This window comes from Microbacterium halimionae (assembly GCF_011761265.1).
Lineage (GTDB): Bacteria > Actinomycetota > Actinomycetes > Actinomycetales > Microbacteriaceae > Microbacterium > Microbacterium halimionae.
This window is the reverse complement of sequence record NZ_JAAOZB010000001.1, coordinates 1,213,124-1,231,108: the sequence shown is the minus strand read 5'-3', so window position 1 is coordinate 1,231,108 and position 17,985 is coordinate 1,213,124. Positions and strand designations below refer to the sequence as shown.

Here is a 17,985-nt window from a genome sequence, read left to right as displayed (position 1 = left end):
TTGCTGTCACAGACGTAACGGGAGTGTGAGCCGAGCAATGGCCTCGACGAATCCTGCATTCAACAACTCCGCCTTCCAAGACCCGAAGGCGGTCAGAACGTACCCGGGTGGCGCGAACGCTGCTCGGCTGGGCGGCGCTAGCGCCCAGGCTGGCACCACGGATGCCGCAACCAACGCACGCCTCGAGGGCATGTATGCCGCGCCCACCGCTGGCGCCATCGAGACCGACCGCATGACGGTCGAAGACACAGTGATCAAGACGATCGGGCTCTTCGCGATTCTGCTGGCAACGGCTGTCGTCGGATGGGTCTGGTCGATGTCGACGGTTCAGTCCGTCGGCGACATGCCCTCTATGGCACCGTGGCTCATTGGTGCGCTCGGCGGTTTCGTGCTGGCCATGGTCATCATCTTCACGTCACGCAAGAAGGTGCGCCCGCCGCTGATCTTCGCCTACGCGGCGCTTGAAGGTCTGTTCGTTGGCTCCGCATCGGCGTACTTCGAATTCATCTGGCCCGGTATTGTCATCCAGGCCACGATCGCGACCCTCTGTGTTGTCGGCGTCACTCTCGCCCTGTTTGCGAGCGGCAAGATCCGCGCCTCGAAGAAGGCCACCAAGATCTTCATGATCGCGATGTTCGGCTACCTCGCCTTCAGCTTGGTGAACCTCGTGATGATGATCTTCATCCCGGGTTCTGCGGGTGGCGCATTCGGCCTCCGCAGCCAGGAGGTCTTCGGCATTCCGCTCGGTCTCATCCTCGGTGTGCTCGTCGTCATCATGGCTGCGTACTCGCTCGTGCTCGACTTCGACTCGATCCAGCAGGGTGTGAAGAACCGTGCACCGCGCGTCTACGCGTGGATGGGTGCCTTCGGCATCATGGTGACGGTTGTCTGGCTCTACCTCGAGATCCTCCGCATGATCGCGATTCTTCGAGGCAGCAACTAGCTTTCGCAATTCACTAAGAAGGGGTCGCCTACGGGCGGCCCCTTCTTCTTTTTTTGCCGCACGAGCTTTGCATCGTGTGTCAGGATCGAAGAATGAGCTTGCACGGCGCGCCCCTCGCTTTGGCAATCGACATCGGGGGCACGAAGGTCGATGCCGCGCTCGTTGATTCTGACGGACTCGTGCAGCGTGCTTCGGTATCACGCCGCCCTACGGGTCGGGCGGCATCGCGTGATGAGATCGCTCGGGCGATTCGGGATGCCTCGGCATCCGCCCTCTCGCATGTGCCCGCATCGCGAAGTGTTGCCGGGATCGGTGTCGGCTCGGCCGGACCTGTTGATCTGCCCGGTGGCAGCATCTCGCCGCTTAATTTGCCCGCAGCGCACGGTCTGGTGCTCGCCGAGGTCCTCGTCGGCCTCGTCGCTGACGCTCCTGTTACTCTTGCACTCGACGGCACCTGCATTGCGCTCGCAGAGCATTCATACGGGGCACTTGTCGGATGCGAAACGGCGCTTGCGATGGTCGTGTCCACCGGGGTCGGCGGCGGTTTCATCGCACACGGCCGGGCTGTCGGTGGCGCGAGCGGAAATGCCGGGCACATCGGGCAAATCCGTGTGCGTACCCTCGATGCCAGCGACCCCGCGGCATCAAGTCTCGAAGCGATAGCGGCAGGCCCCGCCACTGTGGCATGGGCATGTGCTCAGGGCTGGACCGGCACGACCGGGGAAGAGCTCGGCGCGGCGTACCGGGCCGGCGATGAGGTCGCACGCCGCGCCGTGATTCGGTCAGCAACAGCTGTGGGCGAAGCGATCACGACGGCGGCGACCCTTTATGACCTCGAGGCCGTCGCCGTAGCCGGGGGCTTTGTACAGGTCGCCGACGACTACCTCGATCACGTACGCGCTTCCGCTCACAGCGCGGCGCTGCATCCGTATGCCCGCGCTGTGCGCATCAGCCCGTCAGCGCTCGACGGCGACGGGCCGCTCATCGGAGCCGCAGCCCTCGTCTGGCAGGGAATCTAGCTCGCGATCGACCTAAGCCCCTGCCAGCCGGAGGAGATATGCCCGGCGGAGGAGAGATTCCGAGCGACACTCCTCCACCCAGCAGATCTCCTCCGCACAGGCACAAGCACAGGCACAATCACAAGCACAGGCACAAGCAGCGGGTCAGAACCGGCGAAGCACAGCCGAGACAGCGTCTCCGAAGGCCTTCATGGATGCCACGGCATCCCGTCTCGAGGCAGCTCGCTGCGCGAGCGACGACAGTTCCGCCCGCAGCTCGCGTCGGCCGAGCACGCTACGAAGCGCCTCGGCGAGCGCGTTCAGATCACCCGATGGCACGAGGATTCCGCCACCATCTGAGAGGGCATCTGCCGGACCGTACGGCGCATCGTATGCAACGACCGGTACACCGTGCGCGAGAGCCTCCAGCAGCACCAGCCCCTGCCCCTCGTTCTCGCTTGTGAAGAGAAAGAGGTCGGCACCAGCCCATGCTTCTTCGGGGTGCGATGAGTGCCCGTGCCACGTAACCGCATCATCAACACCAAGCTCGACAGCCAACGCGGCGAGTTCATCCTGCGAGCCGCCAGCACCGTACACCTCGAGGTGCGCGTGCGGCACCTCTGCGCGCACGCGCGCAAGAGCACGAAGCGCGTGGTCAATACGCTTTCGCGGAATCAACGAGTTGAGCATGACAATACGACCGGGTACCGGCTCCACTGGTGCAGTCACGGCGGGCGCGGGGTGTGGCACAACGAACGAGCGGATGCCGTCGCCCACACGCCGTTCAACATCGTGCTGCTGCGCCGCTGTCAGCCACAGCACGGCGTCGAAGCGGTCGGCGATCCCAAGCCACCGCTCCCATGCCGGGTCGATGGGCGCGTCCCACGAGAACGGTGCGCGCACGTGGGCTGCGTGTGTGGTGTGCACAACGGGAATCCCGATGCCTGCGGCAAGAAGTTCACCGATCTGGCGCGCTTCGCATACCACCACTGAATCGAGTCCGGTGCGGGCCGTCTCCGCGGCGGCAACAAAAGAGATCCAGGCGCGGTAGAGCCCGCCGTAGCCTCGAAGCCATCCGACGGGCGCAGTGCCCGCGGCATCCCATACCCGCACGGGCGCATCGGTCAGGTGCCACTCGGCCCCACCGATGCCATACGGAATCTCGAGCACTGTGCGCCCGGCGTCGTTTGTGATCGCGCGGTACGGCACATCATCGGTCGCGGGCAGCGGTAATGCTTCGGATGCAGCGCGTGCCCACTCCGCGTCATCTCGCATATCGTCGAACAGGTTGCGAAGCCCCGACTCATCGGTCAGTATTCCGCGCCGCATCCACTCTGCGCGGTGCGCGTCGTGAGTAGCGCGCTCCCCCGGGTCGACAGTGAGCAACAGCGGCCGAGGCCCGGCGGTCGCGGAGGAAATATCTCGGGCACGCCGAGTAACCGACACGGTGAACCCGCCGTCGAGATCCGGCACCAGCCGACTCGCAACGATCAAATAGTTCGCGGCCGGAACGACAACGCCACCTGCTACCGCGTCACCACTCATGAGACTTAGCGCCTCACTCCCACTCGATGGTCCCCGGGGGCTTGGATGTCACATCGAGTACAACGCGGTTAATGTCGCGCACCTCGTTGGTAATGCGGTTAGAGATCTTCGACAGCACGTCGTACGGCAGACGGGTCCAGTCAGCGGTCATGGCGTCTTCGCTCGACACCGGGCGCAGCACGATGGGGTGCCCGTAGGTGCGCCCGTCGCCCTGCACGCCGACCGAGCGGACATCAGCCAGCAGTACGACGGGGCACTGCCAGATCTCGTTGTCGAGACCGGCTGCACTCAATTCGGCACGAGCGATCGCGTCGGCATCACGCAGGATCTCGAGGCGGTCAGCGGTAACCTCACCGACGATCCGTATGCCAAGACCCGGCCCCGGAAAGGGTTGGCGGCCCACGATCGCTTCGGGAAGACCCAGGTCACGACCGATCTGTCGCACCTCGTCTTTGAAGAGAGTGCGCAGGGGCTCGACGAGCTCGAACTGGAGGTCTTCGGGAAGTCCGCCCACGTTGTGGTGGCTCTTGATGTTGGCCGCTCCTGTGCCGCCACCCGACTCAACAACATCGGGATAGAGCGTGCCCTGCACGAGGAAGCGGATGGGCTCACCGTCAGCTTTTGCCTCGGCGACGAGATCACGCTCTGCTGCCTCGAAGGAGCGGATGAACTCGCGCCCGATGATCTTGCGCTTCTGTTCGGGGTCGCTGACGCCGGCGAGAGCGTTGAGGAACTGCTCACGCGCATCGATCGTGATGAGACGTACACCGGTCGATGCCACGTAGTCGTTCTCGACCTGCTCGCGCTCGCCCTTTCGGAGTAGTCCGTGATCAACGAAAATCGCTGTGAGCTGGTCACCCACCGCCTTGTGCACGAGCGCCGTCGACACTGCGGAGTCAACGCCTCCCGACAGCGCCGAGATCACTCGCGCGTGACCGATCTGCGCGCGAATGCGCTCGACCTGCTCTGCGATCACGTTGCCGCTGTTCCAGTCGGCCGGGATACCCGCCGCATCGTGCAAGAAGTTCTCGAGCACACTCTGTCCGTAGTCGGAGTGCTTCACCTCAGGATGCCACTGCACCCCGTACATCTTTCGGCTATCGCTCGCGAAAGCTGCGACCGGGGTCGCTCCTGTGCGGGCGAGAACATCAAAGCCAGCCGGAGCCTGTGACACCAGGTCGCCGTGACTCATCCACACGTTCTGCTCAACGGGCTGGCCCGAAAGCAGCACGCTGTCGGTGACGATCGTGGCATCCGTCGCACCGTATTCACGCAGGCCAGTGTTTGCGACTTCGCCGCCGAGGGCCTGGGCCATCACCTGGAAGCCGTAGCAAATACCGAGAGTTGGCACGCCCAGGTCGAAGACTCCTACATCGAGCGTCGGGGCACCGGGTTCGTAAACGGAGGACGGGCCGCCCGAGAGGATGATTCCCACGGGCTCTTTCGCCGCGATTTCAGCGGCTGTTGCCGTGTGGGGCACGATCTCGCTGTACACGCCCGCCTCGCGGACGCGTCGAGCGATGAGCTGCGCGTACTGTGCACCAAAGTCGACGACGAGAACGGGTCGCTGGCTTGTCGAATTCTGTTCGGTCACCGGGAGCTCTCTGTTGAAATGACAGGGTCAGAAGTTGCGGCCGCTTCGCGAGTCACAAGGTAGTTCTTGATCTCGCGCCCGACGATCGCTTCCATCACGAACGACAGAAAGGGCACCACGCCACCGGCGGCAAGCATCAAAAAGCGCCACAGCGACCAGCGCATGAGGCTCCAAATTCGGAAGCACGCGAAAAGGTACACGACGTAGAACCAGCCGTGCACGATCAGGATGCCGAGCGAGAGGTTCACGCCATCACCGGTTGAGACAAGTTCTCCATCGATACCGGGGATGACGGGTGCGAGCCAAAGGAACCCACCCGAGCCACCAGCGAAAACTTCTACTCGCAGCGGGGTGTACTTCAAGATCATTTCGGTGACGAGCAGAAGCAGGCCGATACCGGTAATGACCGAGCAGATCTGGTAGAACTTCAGCGCGCCACGGATCGCCGGAAACGAGGCGAGTTTGGGGGCAGCCATGCACACCATCCTACCTGCGGCCGCGGCTCTAACCGGGCCGAAGCCTTAGGCGCTTTCAGCCTCTTCGAGGTCTTCGAGTTCTTTCTCCCACGCGTCTTTCGCGAGTCGATACCAGAGGTAGAACGCAAAACCCGCGAACACGACCCACTCGGCCGCGTAGAAGATGTTGAGCCAGTTGACGCTCGAGCCCTGGTCTGGAGCGGGAGACGAGATATCAGTGAGGTCACCCAGTGGCACATCGAGTGTGAAATACGGCCGATACACATCGAGGTCGGCCACATCGTGCCAGCGTCCGAGCAGAACGGCAGGAGACATCCGCTCCATTATTTGCGGGTCATCTGCCGGAGGCAGCAGCTGGCCCTCGTCAGAAATGATGCGGCCGGTGAACTCAGAGACAGCGTTCGGGTTCACCGCCGCCTCCGCAGACAGAGCGGATGCCGCATCCTCTGCTTCTTCACGCGTCGCCACCCATCCGACCGCCGCCGCAATCGACGCGGGCTGGTTCACGAGCCCAGTTGTGGCCTCGGTGAGACGCAGCTGACCGGTCACCCAGTAGCCCTCGTCGCCATCGTTGTAGCGCGAAGCGACGACGAGGAAATCGCCCGGGATCCATGTGCCGGTCAGCTCGACGCGCTGACCGACGAGAGGTTCGGGCAAGTACTCGCCCGGCTGCACGACCTCGGCGATGGGGAGCACCTGTTCGGTTGCCCCCTCTTCGCGCGGGTTGGCATCGACCGCACGCGAGAGCTGCCATTGCCCCAGCCACGCGAAAATACCGGCAACGACGAGACACAGTGCGAGCATGCCGATCCAGCGCCCGCGAAGCATCACTTCGCGAAGGGTCGGCGGAAAGACCTCAGGCTCGGTGATGGTCATGCAGCACTCACAGGTCGTACGGCGCGACGACCACGTCAACCCGCTGGAATTCCTTGAGGTCGGAGTAGCCGGTCGTGGCCATCGACTTGCGAAGTGCTCCGATGAGGTTTGCAGTTCCATCGGCGACCGGCGCCGGCCCGTACAGCACAGCTTCAAGCGTGCCGACGAGGTCGACCCTGACGCGGTGCCCGCGCGGAAGCTTGGGGTGGTGAGCTTCGGGTCCCCAGTGGTAACCCTGGCCGGGGGCATCGGTTGCTCGCGCAAGTGCGACGCCGAGCATCACGGCGTCAGCGCCCATAGCGAGAGCCTTCACGATGTCACCCGACGTGCCGACGCCGCCATCAGCGATGACGTGGACGTAACGCCCGCCCGACTCGTCGAGGTAATCACGGCGTGCGCCTGCGACCTCGGCGACAGCTGTCGCCATAGGCACGTGCAAACCGAGGACAGCGCGCGTTGTTGACGCCGCTCCCCCGCCGAAGCCGACGAGAACGCCCGCGGCACCCGTCCGCATGAGGTGGAGAGCAGCCGTGTAGGTGGCGGCACCGCCCACAATAACGGGGACATCGAGGTCGTAAATGAACTTCTTGAGGTTGAGGGGAGCATGGACTGATGACACATGCTCGGCCGAAACTGTTGTACCCCGGATGACGAAGAGGTCGACCCCGGCAGCAACCACTGTCTCGTAGAGGTCCTGCGTGCGCTGGGGAGTCAACGACCCTGCGACGGTAACACCGGCAGCGCGGATCTCGGCGAGGCGGTCGCGCACGAGCTCGGGCTTGATCGGTTCGGAGTAGAGCTCCTGCATCCGTCTCGTTGCTTCGGCGTCAGGCAGCGATGCAATCTCGGCAAGGAGCGGCTCTGGGTCGTCGTAGCGAGTCCAGAGCCCCTCGAGATCGAGCACTCCGAGACCACCGAGCTGGCCGAGCATGATGGCCGTCTTGGGGCTCACGACCGAGTCCATCGGCGCCCCGAGCACCGGAATGTCGAACTGGAACGCGTCAATCGTCCACGCCGTCGACACGTCTTCGGGATTGCGAGTGCGCCGCGACGGCACCACCGCAAGGTCGTCGAACGTGTATGCCCGCCGAGCGCGCTTGGCGCGGCCGATTTCGATCTCCATGTTCACCCTTCCAGCCTAGCCGCCACCGGCATCCGCCCTCGCGTCCACACTCTCCGGCGGAGATATCCCCGCCGAGGGGTCGCAACACGCCGCATGCGATCACCGCCCGCGGTTTCGTTGCGGCGTGTTGCGACCCCTCGCGAGTAGGGAAAAAGGATTCGCTCCGCGGGGCGATGCCGCGGACGCGGGCTAGCGCTTGTAGTTCGGGGCCTCGACCACGATCTGCACGTCGTGCGGGTGTGACTCTTTGAGCCCCGCCGACGTAATACGAACGAACTTGCCCTTGGCCTTCAGCTCTTCAATCGTGCGGGCGCCGACGTAAAACATCGACTGACGCAAGCCACCAACTAGCTGGTAGGCAACGGCACCGACGGGGCCACGGTAGGCCACCTGCCCCTCGATCCCCTCGGGGATGAGCTTGTCGTCGGTGGGGACGTCAGCCTGAAAATAGCGGTCCTTGGAATACGACGTCTTCTTGCCACGTGTCTGGAGCGCCCCGAGCGAACCCATGCCGCGGTACTGCTTGAACTGTTTTCCGCCCTGGAAGACGATCTCTCCCGGCGACTCATCAGTTCCCGCGAGGAGTGACCCGAGCATGACAGCATCGGCGCCGGCAACGAGAGCCTTCGCGATGTCACCCGAGTACTGCAATCCGCCGTCGGCGATGATCGGGATGCCAGCCTCGCGAGCGGCGAGGGATGCCTCATACACGGCAGTCACCTGGGGCACACCGACACCCGCAACGACGCGAGTCGTGCAGATGGAGCCGGGGCCGACACCGACCTTGACGGCATCCACACCGGCGTCAATGAGCGCTTGGGCGCCTTCGCGAGTCGCCACGTTTCCGCCGATGACGTCGATGTGATCAAACGTCGCGTCGGCCTTGATACGGCGAACAATGTCGATAACACCAGCGGACTGACCATTGGCGGTGTCTACAACGAGAACGTCAACGCCAGCGTCGCGCAGCGCTTCAGCACGCTGCCAGGCGTCACCGAAGAAACCGATGGCAGCGCCGACGCGCAGGCGGCCAACTTCGTCTTTTGTCGCGAGAGGGTACTTCTCGCTCTTGTCGAAGTCTTTGATCGTGATGAGACCCGCAAGTTTGCCGTCGTCATCGAGGAGAGGAAGCTTTTCGACCCGGTGCTTTGCGAATGTAGCGATGACGTCGTTCGCTCCGATGCCCACTTTTCCCGTCACGAGGCCTTCGCTCGTCATGACGTCTTTGACGAGCGTGGTCTGACGCTCGAAGCCCGAGACGAACCGCATGTCCCGGTTGGTCACGATGCCCAAGAGGTGACCTTCGCCGTCGATAACAGGAAGCCCCGAGATGCGGTACGTCGCACAGAGGTCGTTTACCTCTTCGATCGTCGCGTCGGGCGTTGTCGTAATGGGGTCGGAGATCATGCCCGACTCGCTGCGCTTCACCCGGTCGACCATGGATGCCTGATCGGCAATCGAGAGGTTGCGGTGGATGATGCCCAAGCCGCCCTCGCGAGCGATGGCGATTGCCATTCTCGCTTCGGTGACGGTATCCATGGCGCTGGAGATAAGGGGCGTCGCAACTGTGATGCGACGCGTCACCCGAGAGGAAGTGTCAGCCTCACTGGGGATGACATCGGTGTGGCCCGGCAACAACAGCACGTCGTCATAGGTCAGCCCGACGAAACCGAAGGGGTCGTGGTGCTCCATAATTCTCCTTCTGCCAGCGCGCTGACGGTTTTGACGGCAACGAGGGTCCGCCGCAAAAAAATCCGACGTGATAATTCTAAGCGCCTGAGACCCGAGTTAATTCCCGGATTCACCGCGTCTTTCCGGGGCCACCAGCGACGGTTTTAAAACTCAGTCCAATATCAAATTCGTAATCGGTGGCAGCGGTTCCACGACGGAAACACCGCGGACACATTACGCTCATAATGTTTTCGTCACAGTCGACGCAAACCCGTCGTTAAACGGTGGCCAAGCCACCTGGAGGATCAGTGAGGCCCACGACAACCGCGCATCGCCTTTGGCGACGCCCAGTTATGACAGCGCTCTTTGGCGTTGTCGCCGCGATATTGCTTGCACTCCTCGCGCTCCCATCTACCGCGATGGCAGCAGAGGATGATCCTTATCGCATCAGCGGCAACGTTCAGCTCGATGGCGAACCGCTCGAAGGCGTCGCTCTTACGATCGACGGCTCTGGGGGTGCACAAGAAGTCGAAACTGATGAGAACGGTCAATGGTCAGTTCAAGTACCCGACCGGGACGAAACATACTCGGTCGTCCTCGACGAGAACACACTGCCTGAGGGCATCGCCGTTGTTGACGACACTGAAGCGCCCAACGAAAAAGAGGTCGAGATGGGAGCGGGCGGTCGCGTGACCGTCAACTTCTTCATCGGTGAGGGTGAGCGAAACGTCACAAGCTTCGCGGACCAGCTCGTCCAACGCATCGTCCAGGGGCTGAGCTTCGGGTTGATGCTCGGACTCGCAGCCGTCGGTCTGACGCTCGTATACGGCACAACCAGTATCTCGAACTTCGCTCAGGGCGAGATGGTCACCTTCGGTGCAATCGCTGGTCTGTTCTTAGTGGGGCCCGCAAGCCTTGCCCTCCCATGGTGGCTGGGCTACCCGCTCGCTATCGTGCTGAGCGCACTTCTCGGCCTGATTCTCGACATGATAATTTGGCGACCATTGCGAAGAAGGCGAGTCGGCGTCGTCCAGCTCATGATCGTGAGCATCGGTTTGTCGCTAGCGTTGCGCTATATCTTCCAGTTCTTCATCGGTGGCGGAACACTGCAGTTGCCCTACTCTTCAGCACCGAAGATCGCACTCTTCGGTGTCGTGCAGATGAGCGTGATCGACATGGTCTCGATCGGCATTTCGATTGTTGTCATCGGCGCCTTTGGTGTGTGGCTGACACGGTCACGTCTCGGAAAGGCCACCCGCGCCATCTCCGACAATCCCTCGCTGGCGGCGGCTTCCGGTATCGATGTCGACTTCGTCGTTCGCGTGGTCTGGATCGTCTCGGGTGCTCTCGCAGGCCTCGCCGGCATCCTGTACGCGTACTACCGGCCGGGTATCAAATGGGACATGGGCGCACAGCTTTTGCTCCTGATGTTCGCGGCCGTGATCCTCGGTGGCCTGGGTACCGCAATGGGTGCTCTCATCGGCGCGATCATCGTTGGACTCCTCGTCGAGGTATCGAGCCTGTGGATTCCTGCCGATCTCAAATACGCAAGCGCCCTGTTCGTCCTCATCGTCATCCTGCTGTTCAGACCACAGGGCATCCTCGGCCGTCGCGAGAGAATAGGTTAGGCGAAACTCATGGACTGGCTTCAAATCCTCTCAAACACCGGCTCCTCAATCCTGAGCCCGGCAACAATCGCTTACGCGCTCGCGGCCCTCGGACTGGCGGTTCACTTCGGCTACGCAGGCCTTATCAACATGGGCATCGCTGGATTCATGGCGATGGGTGCGTATGGTTACGCCATCTCGATCCTGTCGTTCAACTTCCCTTGGTGGTTGGCAGCTCTCGTCGGACTCGCTGCAGCAGCGATCTTCGCTCTCATTCTCGGTATTCCGACTCTGCGCTTGCGCGGTGACTATCTCGCTATCGTGACGATCGCGGCCGCAGAAGTTGTGCGGCTGCTGTTCCTTACGACGGCTTTTGACGAGGTCACCGGGTCCGCCGATGGACTCAGCGGTTATCACTCCAGCTTCCGAGCGATGAATCCGATCCCGGATGGAACCTACGGTTTCGGCCCCTGGACGTATAACGAAAACCAATGGTGGGTGCGGATTGTGGGCCTGCTCACCCTGGCCATCGCCGCTCTCGTTGTGTGGATGCTGATGCGAAGCCCATGGGGCCGAGCGATGAAGGGCATTCGTGAAGACGAGGATGCTGTTCGCTCACTCGGCAAGAACGTGTACGCGTACAAGATGCAGTCGCTCGTACTCGGTGGCGTCATCGCCGCCGCAGGTGGAATCATCTACGCGATGCCTTCCGCCGTAAGCCCCGGTGTCTACGTCACGTCGTTGACGTTCTTCATCTGGACGGCACTCTTGCTCGGTGGAGCGGCAACTGTATTCGGGCCTCTGCTCGGTTCGCTGATTTTCTGGGTCATCCAGACGTTCCTGTCGAACGTGCTTCCTGCAATGGTGGCGGCCGGCATCCTGCCGTTCATGTCACAGATCCAGGCGAGTACATTGCGCTTCATCCTGGTAGGCGTTGCCCTGATGTTGCTCGTGATCTTCATGCCGCAGGGCATCCTCGGCAATAAGAAGGAGCTGACCTTTGTCAAGTGAAGATATGTCAAGTGAAGATATGTCAAGTGAAAAGGTGCCGACGACCACCGGGCTGATCGCGCGTCCTAAAACGACGGGCCTTCACGTCGGTGAAGCTGTGCCGGGTGTCGCGAAGACAGATCCGATCATCGTCGCTGACGGTATTCTTCGATCTTTCGGCGGCGTGACCGCCGTCGACGTAGATCATCTCGAAATCCCCCGCGGCGCCATCACCGCCCTGATCGGCCCCAACGGCGCGGGTAAAACCACGCTGTTCAATCTCCTCACCGGCTTTGATAAACCAAACGCCGGCAAGTGGAGCTTTGATGGAAAGCCGCTCGGAAACGTGGCCGCGTTCAAAGTCGCACGAATGGGGCTTGTCCGCACCTTCCAACTCACAAAAGCGCTGGGGCTTCTCACTGTTCTCGACAACATGAAGCTTGGCGCGACAGGTCAAAAGGGTGAGAAGTTCTGGGCGAGCTTGATCCCATGGATCTGGCGCAAGCAGGATCAGGCGATCGAAGAACGTGCCATGGTGCTCCTTGCCAAGTTCAAGCTCGACACCAAGGCTCCTGACTACGCAGCTAGCCTTTCGGGCGGCCAGCGAAAGCTTCTCGAAATGGCTCGGTCACTCATGACGAAGCCAGAACTCGTGATGCTCGACGAGCCAATGGCGGGCGTCAACCCGGCCCTTACCGAGTCGCTGCTCGATCACATCCTCGATTTGAAAGAAGAGGGGATGACTGTGCTGTTCGTCGAGCACGACATGCACATGGTGCGCCACATTGCGGACTGGGTTGTTGTGATGGCGGAAGGTCGCATTGTTGCCGAGGGTGACCCGATTTCGGTCATGAAGAACCCGGCTGTCGTCGACGCGTATCTCGGCGCACATCAAGAGGTAGACCTCGGCGTACTCACGGGTCGCGTCACTGAGGCAGAAGCGAACGGTACCGCGGGCCTGCCCGGCAGCTCGGGCATCACTTCAGCCACGATCGTGGCTGAAGGTCAGGCCGAAGAGGAGAACGACAAGTGAGCACACCTACGGCCACGGCAACACCTGTTGTGCACGTCGACGACGTACACGCCGGCTACCTGCCGGGAGTCAACATCCTCAACGGATGCTCTCTCATTGCCCATCAGGGCGAGCTCATCGGCATCATCGGCCCGAACGGTGCCGGTAAGTCGACGCTTCTTAAGGCGATCTTCGGTCAGGTGAACATTCGATCGGGTGTTGTCACTCTCGAAGGTGATGACATCACGGGCCTGCCCGCGAACAAGCTCGTTGCACGCGGGGTCGGTTTCATCCCTCAGACGAACAATGTCTTTCCGTCTCTCACAATCGAAGAGAACCTGCAGATGGGGCTCTACCAGAATCCGTCGGTCTACAAGGAGCGACTCGAATTCGTGACGAGCATCTTCGGCGAGCTCGGCAAACGTTTGAAGCAGCGTGCTGGCTCGCTGTCGGGCGGTGAACGACAAATGGTCGCTATGAGCCGAGCTCTCATGATGGACCCCAAGGTTCTGCTTCTCGACGAGCCGTCTGCTGGACTTTCTCCCGTGCGTCAGGATGAGGCGTTCATTCGCGTTTCGGAGATCAACAAGGCCGGCGTCACCTGCATCATGGTCGAGCAGAACGCACGCCGCTGCTTGCAGATCTGCGACCGCGGATATGTCCTCGACCAGGGCCGCGATGCATACACCGGCACTGGGCGCGAGCTCCTGAACGACTCCAAGGTCACAGAGCTCTACCTGGGCTCGCTCGGCGCGTAACCGCCAATAGCTTAAGCTCCGCCATACGGTCATCGTCGTGTGGCGGAGCTTTTTGCTGCGCCCTGCCGCCAAGCGGCGGCGGCAGCACCTGCTCAGTACCCTGCTGCACAGCACACGCACAGCGGCCCCGGTCCGAAGACCGGGGCCGCTGTGTTGCTGGAAGGCTTAGCCCTCGTATGCGGAGTAGTTGTTGTCGTCACCGAACTGGTAGATACCGACCGATGCTTCGGTCGGGTCTCCGACGTCATCGAACGTGATCGGACCAGAAACACCGTCGTAGTCGGCTGTTCCGCCGCCCATGATGATGTCGGCGCAGTCAGAGTACGTGGTGCACTTCTCACCGTCGCCGCTGCCACCTGAAACCTCGATGAGCTTCTCTGCGATAGCTGCGCTATCGGTAGTACCTGCCGAGAGGCTGGCAAGAGCGAGCAGGATGACCGAGTCAAACGACTCAGCAGCGTAGCTGTACTCTTCGAGCGGGTCGTCGCCCTCTGATGCAACGAACTCATCGAGCGCACCGGTGAACTCACCGATCGAGTCGATCGACAGTCCGGGCAGCGTGCCCTTTGCGCCGGTCAGTGAGCCCTCGGGGAACTCATCGCCGAAGTTCGACAGGTTGCCGTCGACGAAGTAAAGGTCTTCGGCGGGGAACTGTCCGAACAGGCTCGGAAGAATCGTCGTCACTTCTTCGAACGTGATCAGCGCGATCGCGTCGGGGTCTGCGGCGAGAACTTCGCTCACCTGAGCGTCGAACGTGGTGTCACCAGTGTTGTAGGTGGTCGATGCGACTACCTCGCCACCGGCGGCTTCGAATGCCTCCGTGACGTACTTGGCGAGTCCCGTGCCGTACGAGTCGTTGAGAACGATCATGCCGAGTGTCTGGTTGCCGTCTTCAGCAATCAAGTTTCCGAGCACTTCACCCTGCAGCACGTCCGAAGGCGCGGTGCGGAAGTAGAGACCGTTGTCGTCGTATGTCGTGAAGGCGTCCGACGTGTTGGCGGGCGAGAACTGGATGACTCCGGCACCCGTCACCTGGTCGATGAACTGCAGTGACACACCCGATGAGGCTGCACCGATGATCGCCGAAACGTCATCGTTGAGCAGACGCGGGATTTCAGTCTCGTATGCCTTGTTGTCAGTGTCACCCGAGTCGCCGTACACGACGTCCATTGAGAGACCTGTTGCGTCGGAGATGTCGTTCACCTGAGATGCCGCGTACGCGACACCAGCTTCTTCGGGCGGGCCGAGGAATGCGAGGTTACCGGTCTGCGGCAGTGCTGTTCCGATGGTGAGAGTCATCGCTTCCCCGGCTTCTGGGGCGGATGATGATCCCTCGTCACCGCTGCTTGAGCAGCCGGCGAGGAAGAGCGCGCTGATCCCGACCACAGCGATACCGCTGATGGCCTTGCTCGAACGCGAACGAGTAAAGACGTTCATAGTGCTCCTTGCTGTGTACAAACAGGCGTCCGGCTCACAGAACCGGACTCGATGTAATTCACAGTAACGAGCGGGAGCGCACCGCAGTGTTGCGGTGCGTTAACGATGTGAAACAACCAGATCACAGACGCATAACAGCGACTCCAGCATCCGGTGGATTTTAGGTCAGTTCTGTCACGTCGCTAACGACCCGACGCCCGCGGCGTGCGGCGCGAACAGAGTCAATCGTCAGCACGATCAGTGCCACCCACACGATGCCGAAGCCGATCCAGCGCTCAAGCGGCATGGGTTCACCCAGCAGCCATGCACCGATCATGAACTGCAAAATCGGCGCGATGAACTGCATGATGCCGAGTGTTGTCAAGGTCACTCGGCGCGCGCCAGAGGCGAACAGCAACAGCGGCACAGCTGTTGCGACGCCCGCAAGAGCAAGCAGGATGCCGTGCCCCAGCCCCGCGCTCGCGAGAGTGATGCCGGTCGTTGCTCCGACCACGATGAGTTGCACGATGGCAATGGGCGCGAGCCAGAAGGATTCCAAGGTAAGACCACTGACCGCGTCCACAGCGGGACCGATCCGCTTCTTCACAAGACTGTAGAAGCCGAATGAAAACGCGAGAAGAAGCGCGATCCAGGGGAAAGTGCCGTACCCGACCATGATCACAATCACAGCAACGGCGGCGAGACTGATCGCTACCCACTGCGTCGCGCGAAGCCGCTCACGCAGCACAAGCACACCCAGCAGCACTGTCACGATGGGATTGATGAAATAGCCGAGGCTCGTCTCGATGACGTGGCCTGTGAGAGTCGCCAGCAGAAAGACCTGCCAGTTGACGTAGATCAAAGCACCGGCGACCGCTGTCCACATGAGCAACCGCTTTTGGGCGATGATCGCTCGGAAGCGCGGCCATGACCGCGTAACGGCGATGAGGAACGCACAGAACACGAGCGACAACAGAATGCGCCATGCCACGACTTCCCACGCACCGGTAGGTTTCAGCAGCAAAAAGTAGAGAGGGAGAAATCCCCAGAGCAGGTAGGCCAAGAAGGCATAGGTCGTTCCGACGACGCGCGTGCGCGCAGCATCCGTCGCATCTTCGGGGGCATTCGGCTGCGTCACTTACTTAGCCTAGATCTGAGCGCCATCGGCAAGGCACCATCCAGGTCCCGGGACCTGCCGATCATGCACTCTTTTCTGCCACCGCCTCGCAGACAGCAAAGTTGTGAGAAAAAGAGTCGGTGGCGGGAGAAAAGAAAAGGCCCGGAGCATCGCTCCGGGCCTTTCGAGGGGTGGTCGTCTTAGCGAACGACAACCGCCAGCACGTCGCGTGCCGAGAGCACCAAGTACTCGTCAGCGCCGAACTTCACTTCGGTGCCGCCGTACTTGCTGTAGATCACGCGATCGCCGACGGCTACGTCGAGCGGAACACGGTTGCCGTTGTCGTCAATGCGGCCGGGGCCGACAGCAACAACTTCACCCTCCTGGGGCTTTTCCTTGGCGGTATCGGGGATGACGAGACCACTCGCGGTGGTCTGCTCTGCCTCGACCTGCTTGATGACGATGCGGTCCTCGAGCGGCTTGATGGAAACCGACACGGTCTACCTCTTCTTTCTTGCGCTTCGTGAACGGAAGACTCGTTAGCACCCTCAGGCCGAGAGTGCTAAAAACAAGTTTAGGGAAGTGCTGGCACTCACGCAACGCGAGTGCCAATTTCTCTCTCGTGCAATCGGAGCCGCGCATAGGGTGGTGGCATGGAGATGGCCGAGCTCACCGAATTATTGACCCCAGACGGGCTCCGGCTCCTCGATGAGGTGGGTGCACTCGAGTCAACGACGGATGTAGCATCCGCCGTCTCGCGGTTGCGTGCCGTCGGCCACTCACCCGCCCTCGTCTCCGCTGTTGTCGGGCAGGCACGCCTGCGCGTGCGAGCACGCGCGAAGTTCGGTGATTTCGCCACGAGCATGCTCTTTACCCGCGCGGGTCTCGAGCAAGCCACTCGCCTGTCCGTTGCCGCCAGGCACGCGGGGCGGTTTCGTGATGCTGGGCTCACACACATTGCGGATCTCGGCTGCGGAATCGGCGGAGACGCACTGGGGTTTGCCGGTCTTGGACTCGAAGTCGAGGCGTGTGATGCCGACGAGGTGACAGCAGCCATTGCCGCGTACAACCTCGCGCCGTTCGGCAAAGCAGTGACAGTGCGGCATGGTGTGGCGGAGGCATCCGATCTCTCTGGTGTGAGAGCAGCCTGGCTCGACCCGGCACGACGAACAGCTGGACACACCGAGACGCGACGGGTTCACCCAACCGACTACTCGCCGAACCTTGATTGGGTTTTCGGGCTCGCACGCACGCTCCCAACCGGAATCAAGCTCGGCCCGGGATTCGAACGCGATGCGATTCCACCAGAGATCGAGGCGCAGTGGATCAGCGTGGACGGCGCAACCATCGAGCTCGTGTTGTGGTCGGGTGCACTCGCGCGCCCCGGCGTCTATCGCTCCGCCCTCGTGGTGCGCGGCGATACAGCGCACGAGATTACCGCGGCAGACGACGCGGCAGATGTCGAGACTCGCGCGCTCGGGGAGTTCGTGCACGAACCCGAGGGCGCCGTCATCCGTGCGCGACTCATCGGCGACGTGGCTCGCCGGTTAGAAGCGGGCATGGTTTCTGACGGCATCGCTTACCTCACATCGGATGCCGCACTCACAAGCCCGTTCGTCCGTTCGTTTCGGGTGCGCGAAGAGTTGCCGTTCGATGTGAAGTCACTTGCTAAAGCACTGCGCGAGCGCAACATAGGAACGCTCGAGATCAAAAAGCGCGGCGTCGATATCGACCCCGCCATCCTCCGAACCAAACTAAAACTTTCTGGCACAGCATCCGCGACGCTCATCGTCACCCGCATCGGCGAGCGTCGCCGCGCGCTGCTGGTTGACCGCGTTGACTAGATCAGGTCGCGAACG

The 17,985-nt window shown here is 61.8% G+C and carries 16 protein-coding genes; 7 read left to right on the top strand and 9 right to left on the bottom strand.

The features are described 5' to 3' along the window. Positions 1–37 precede the first annotated feature (37 nt). Positions 38–943: a Bax inhibitor-1/YccA family protein gene (locus FHS06_RS05670; RefSeq protein WP_167046561.1), complete on the top strand. Its 906-nt coding sequence runs from the start codon at positions 38–40 to the stop codon at positions 941–943. A gap of 92 nt (positions 944–1,035) precedes the next feature. Further along, positions 1,036–1,962: an ROK family protein gene (locus FHS06_RS05665; protein WP_167046558.1), complete on the top strand. Its 927-nt coding sequence runs from the start codon at positions 1,036–1,038 to the stop codon at positions 1,960–1,962. A gap of 144 nt (positions 1,963–2,106) precedes the next feature. Here FHS06_RS05665 and FHS06_RS05660 read toward each other — a convergent pair whose 3' ends face one another. From FHS06_RS05660 to guaB, 6 genes are all read right to left on the bottom strand, one after another. Continuing rightward, positions 2,107–3,486, bottom strand: coding sequence for a glycosyltransferase (locus tag FHS06_RS05660; protein ID WP_167046555.1), 1,380 nt, complete (start codon positions 3,484–3,486; stop codon positions 2,107–2,109). A gap of 13 nt (positions 3,487–3,499) precedes the next feature. Further along, the gene (guaA, locus tag FHS06_RS05655; RefSeq protein WP_167046552.1) at positions 3,500–5,080 is read right to left on the bottom strand and encodes a glutamine-hydrolyzing GMP synthase; all 1,581 of its coding nucleotides are present in this window, start codon (positions 5,078–5,080) and stop codon (positions 3,500–3,502) included. Beyond that, complete coding sequence (locus tag FHS06_RS05650; RefSeq protein ID WP_167046549.1) at positions 5,077–5,556, bottom strand: DUF3817 domain-containing protein; 480 nt, start codon at positions 5,554–5,556, stop codon at positions 5,077–5,079. The genes guaA and FHS06_RS05650 overlap by 4 nt, the downstream gene beginning before the upstream one ends. Before the next feature lie 45 nt (positions 5,557–5,601). After that, positions 5,602–6,432 carry an SURF1 family protein gene (locus tag FHS06_RS05645; RefSeq protein WP_243845259.1) on the bottom strand — a complete coding sequence of 277 codons (831 nt, stop codon included), beginning with the start codon at positions 6,430–6,432 and terminating at the stop codon, positions 5,602–5,604. Between the two features lie 7 nt (positions 6,433–6,439). Further along, positions 6,440–7,555 (bottom strand): GuaB3 family IMP dehydrogenase-related protein, encoded by a 1,116-nt coding sequence (locus FHS06_RS05640; protein ID WP_167046546.1) that lies wholly within the window; start codon positions 7,553–7,555, stop codon positions 6,440–6,442. 189 nt (positions 7,556–7,744) lie between these two features. Beyond that, on the bottom strand, positions 7,745–9,247 hold the full coding sequence (guaB, locus tag FHS06_RS05635) for an IMP dehydrogenase (protein WP_167046543.1): 1,503 nt from the start codon (positions 9,245–9,247) through the stop codon (positions 7,745–7,747). 332 nt (positions 9,248–9,579) lie between these two features. Between guaB and FHS06_RS05630 the strand changes: the two genes are divergently transcribed. Genes FHS06_RS05630 through FHS06_RS05615 form a run of 4 tightly spaced genes read left to right on the top strand, consistent with a single transcriptional unit; the run spans position 9,580 to position 13,593 of the window. Continuing rightward, positions 9,580–10,854, top strand: coding sequence for a branched-chain amino acid ABC transporter permease (locus FHS06_RS05630; protein WP_167046540.1), 1,275 nt, complete (start codon positions 9,580–9,582; stop codon positions 10,852–10,854). 9 nt (positions 10,855–10,863) lie between these two features. Then, entirely contained in the window at positions 10,864–11,844 is a 981-nt protein-coding gene (locus FHS06_RS05625) for a branched-chain amino acid ABC transporter permease (protein WP_167046537.1), read from the top strand. Positions 11,845–11,863: 19 nt separating this feature from the next. Beyond that, positions 11,864–12,856: an ABC transporter ATP-binding protein gene (locus FHS06_RS05620; protein ID WP_243845258.1), complete on the top strand. Its 993-nt coding sequence runs from the start codon at positions 11,864–11,866 to the stop codon at positions 12,854–12,856. Next, positions 12,853–13,593 carry an ABC transporter ATP-binding protein gene (locus FHS06_RS05615; RefSeq protein ID WP_167046531.1) on the top strand — a complete coding sequence of 247 codons (741 nt, stop codon included), beginning with the start codon at positions 12,853–12,855 and terminating at the stop codon, positions 13,591–13,593. The genes FHS06_RS05620 and FHS06_RS05615 overlap by 4 nt, the downstream gene beginning before the upstream one ends. A gap of 165 nt (positions 13,594–13,758) precedes the next feature. Here the strand turns inward: FHS06_RS05615 and FHS06_RS05610 are convergent, their stop codons facing one another. The 3 genes from FHS06_RS05610 to groES all read right to left on the bottom strand — a co-directional run bounded on the left by FHS06_RS05610 (position 13,759) and on the right by groES (position 16,623). Then, a complete protein-coding gene (locus FHS06_RS05610; protein WP_167046528.1) occupies positions 13,759–15,030 on the bottom strand; it encodes an ABC transporter substrate-binding protein in 1,272 nt (423 codons plus the stop codon). Between the two features lie 160 nt (positions 15,031–15,190). Continuing rightward, entirely contained in the window at positions 15,191–16,147 is a 957-nt protein-coding gene (gene rarD / locus FHS06_RS05605; RefSeq protein ID WP_167046525.1) for an EamA family transporter RarD, read from the bottom strand. Positions 16,148–16,326: 179 nt separating this feature from the next. Further along, entirely contained in the window at positions 16,327–16,623 is a 297-nt protein-coding gene (gene groES, locus FHS06_RS05600; protein WP_165139410.1) for a co-chaperone GroES, read from the bottom strand. A gap of 156 nt (positions 16,624–16,779) precedes the next feature. On the opposite strand from groES, the gene FHS06_RS05595 reads away from it, so the two are divergent. Further along, positions 16,780–17,970: a class I SAM-dependent methyltransferase gene (locus tag FHS06_RS05595; protein ID WP_167046521.1), complete on the top strand. Its 1,191-nt coding sequence runs from the start codon at positions 16,780–16,782 to the stop codon at positions 17,968–17,970. Positions 17,971–17,985 lie beyond the last annotated feature (15 nt).

Coding starts and splice junctions, on each gene's coding strand:
- FHS06_RS05670 (WP_167046561.1), top strand. CDS start 38: ATGGCCTCGACGAATCCTGCATTCAACAACTCCGCCTTCCAAGACCCG.
- FHS06_RS05665 (WP_167046558.1), top strand. CDS start 1,036: ATGAGCTTGCACGGCGCGCCCCTCGCTTTGGCAATCGACATCGGGGGC.
- FHS06_RS05660 (WP_167046555.1), bottom strand. CDS start 3,486: ATGAGTGGTGACGCGGTAGCAGGTGGCGTTGTCGTTCCGGCCGCGAAC.
- FHS06_RS05650 (WP_167046549.1), bottom strand. CDS start 5,556: ATGGCTGCCCCCAAACTCGCCTCGTTTCCGGCGATCCGTGGCGCGCTG.
- FHS06_RS05645 (WP_243845259.1), bottom strand. CDS start 6,432: ATGACCATCACCGAGCCTGAGGTCTTTCCGCCGACCCTTCGCGAAGTG.
- FHS06_RS05640 (WP_167046546.1), bottom strand. CDS start 7,555: ATGGAGATCGAAATCGGCCGCGCCAAGCGCGCTCGGCGGGCATACACG.
- guaB (WP_167046543.1), bottom strand. CDS start 9,247: ATGGAGCACCACGACCCCTTCGGTTTCGTCGGGCTGACCTATGACGAC.
- FHS06_RS05630 (WP_167046540.1), top strand. CDS start 9,580: ATGACAGCGCTCTTTGGCGTTGTCGCCGCGATATTGCTTGCACTCCTC.
- FHS06_RS05625 (WP_167046537.1), top strand. CDS start 10,864: ATGGACTGGCTTCAAATCCTCTCAAACACCGGCTCCTCAATCCTGAGC.
- FHS06_RS05620 (WP_243845258.1), top strand. CDS start 11,864: ATGTCAAGTGAAAAGGTGCCGACGACCACCGGGCTGATCGCGCGTCCT.
- FHS06_RS05610 (WP_167046528.1), bottom strand. CDS start 15,030: ATGAACGTCTTTACTCGTTCGCGTTCGAGCAAGGCCATCAGCGGTATC.
- FHS06_RS05595 (WP_167046521.1), top strand. CDS start 16,780: ATGGAGATGGCCGAGCTCACCGAATTATTGACCCCAGACGGGCTCCGG.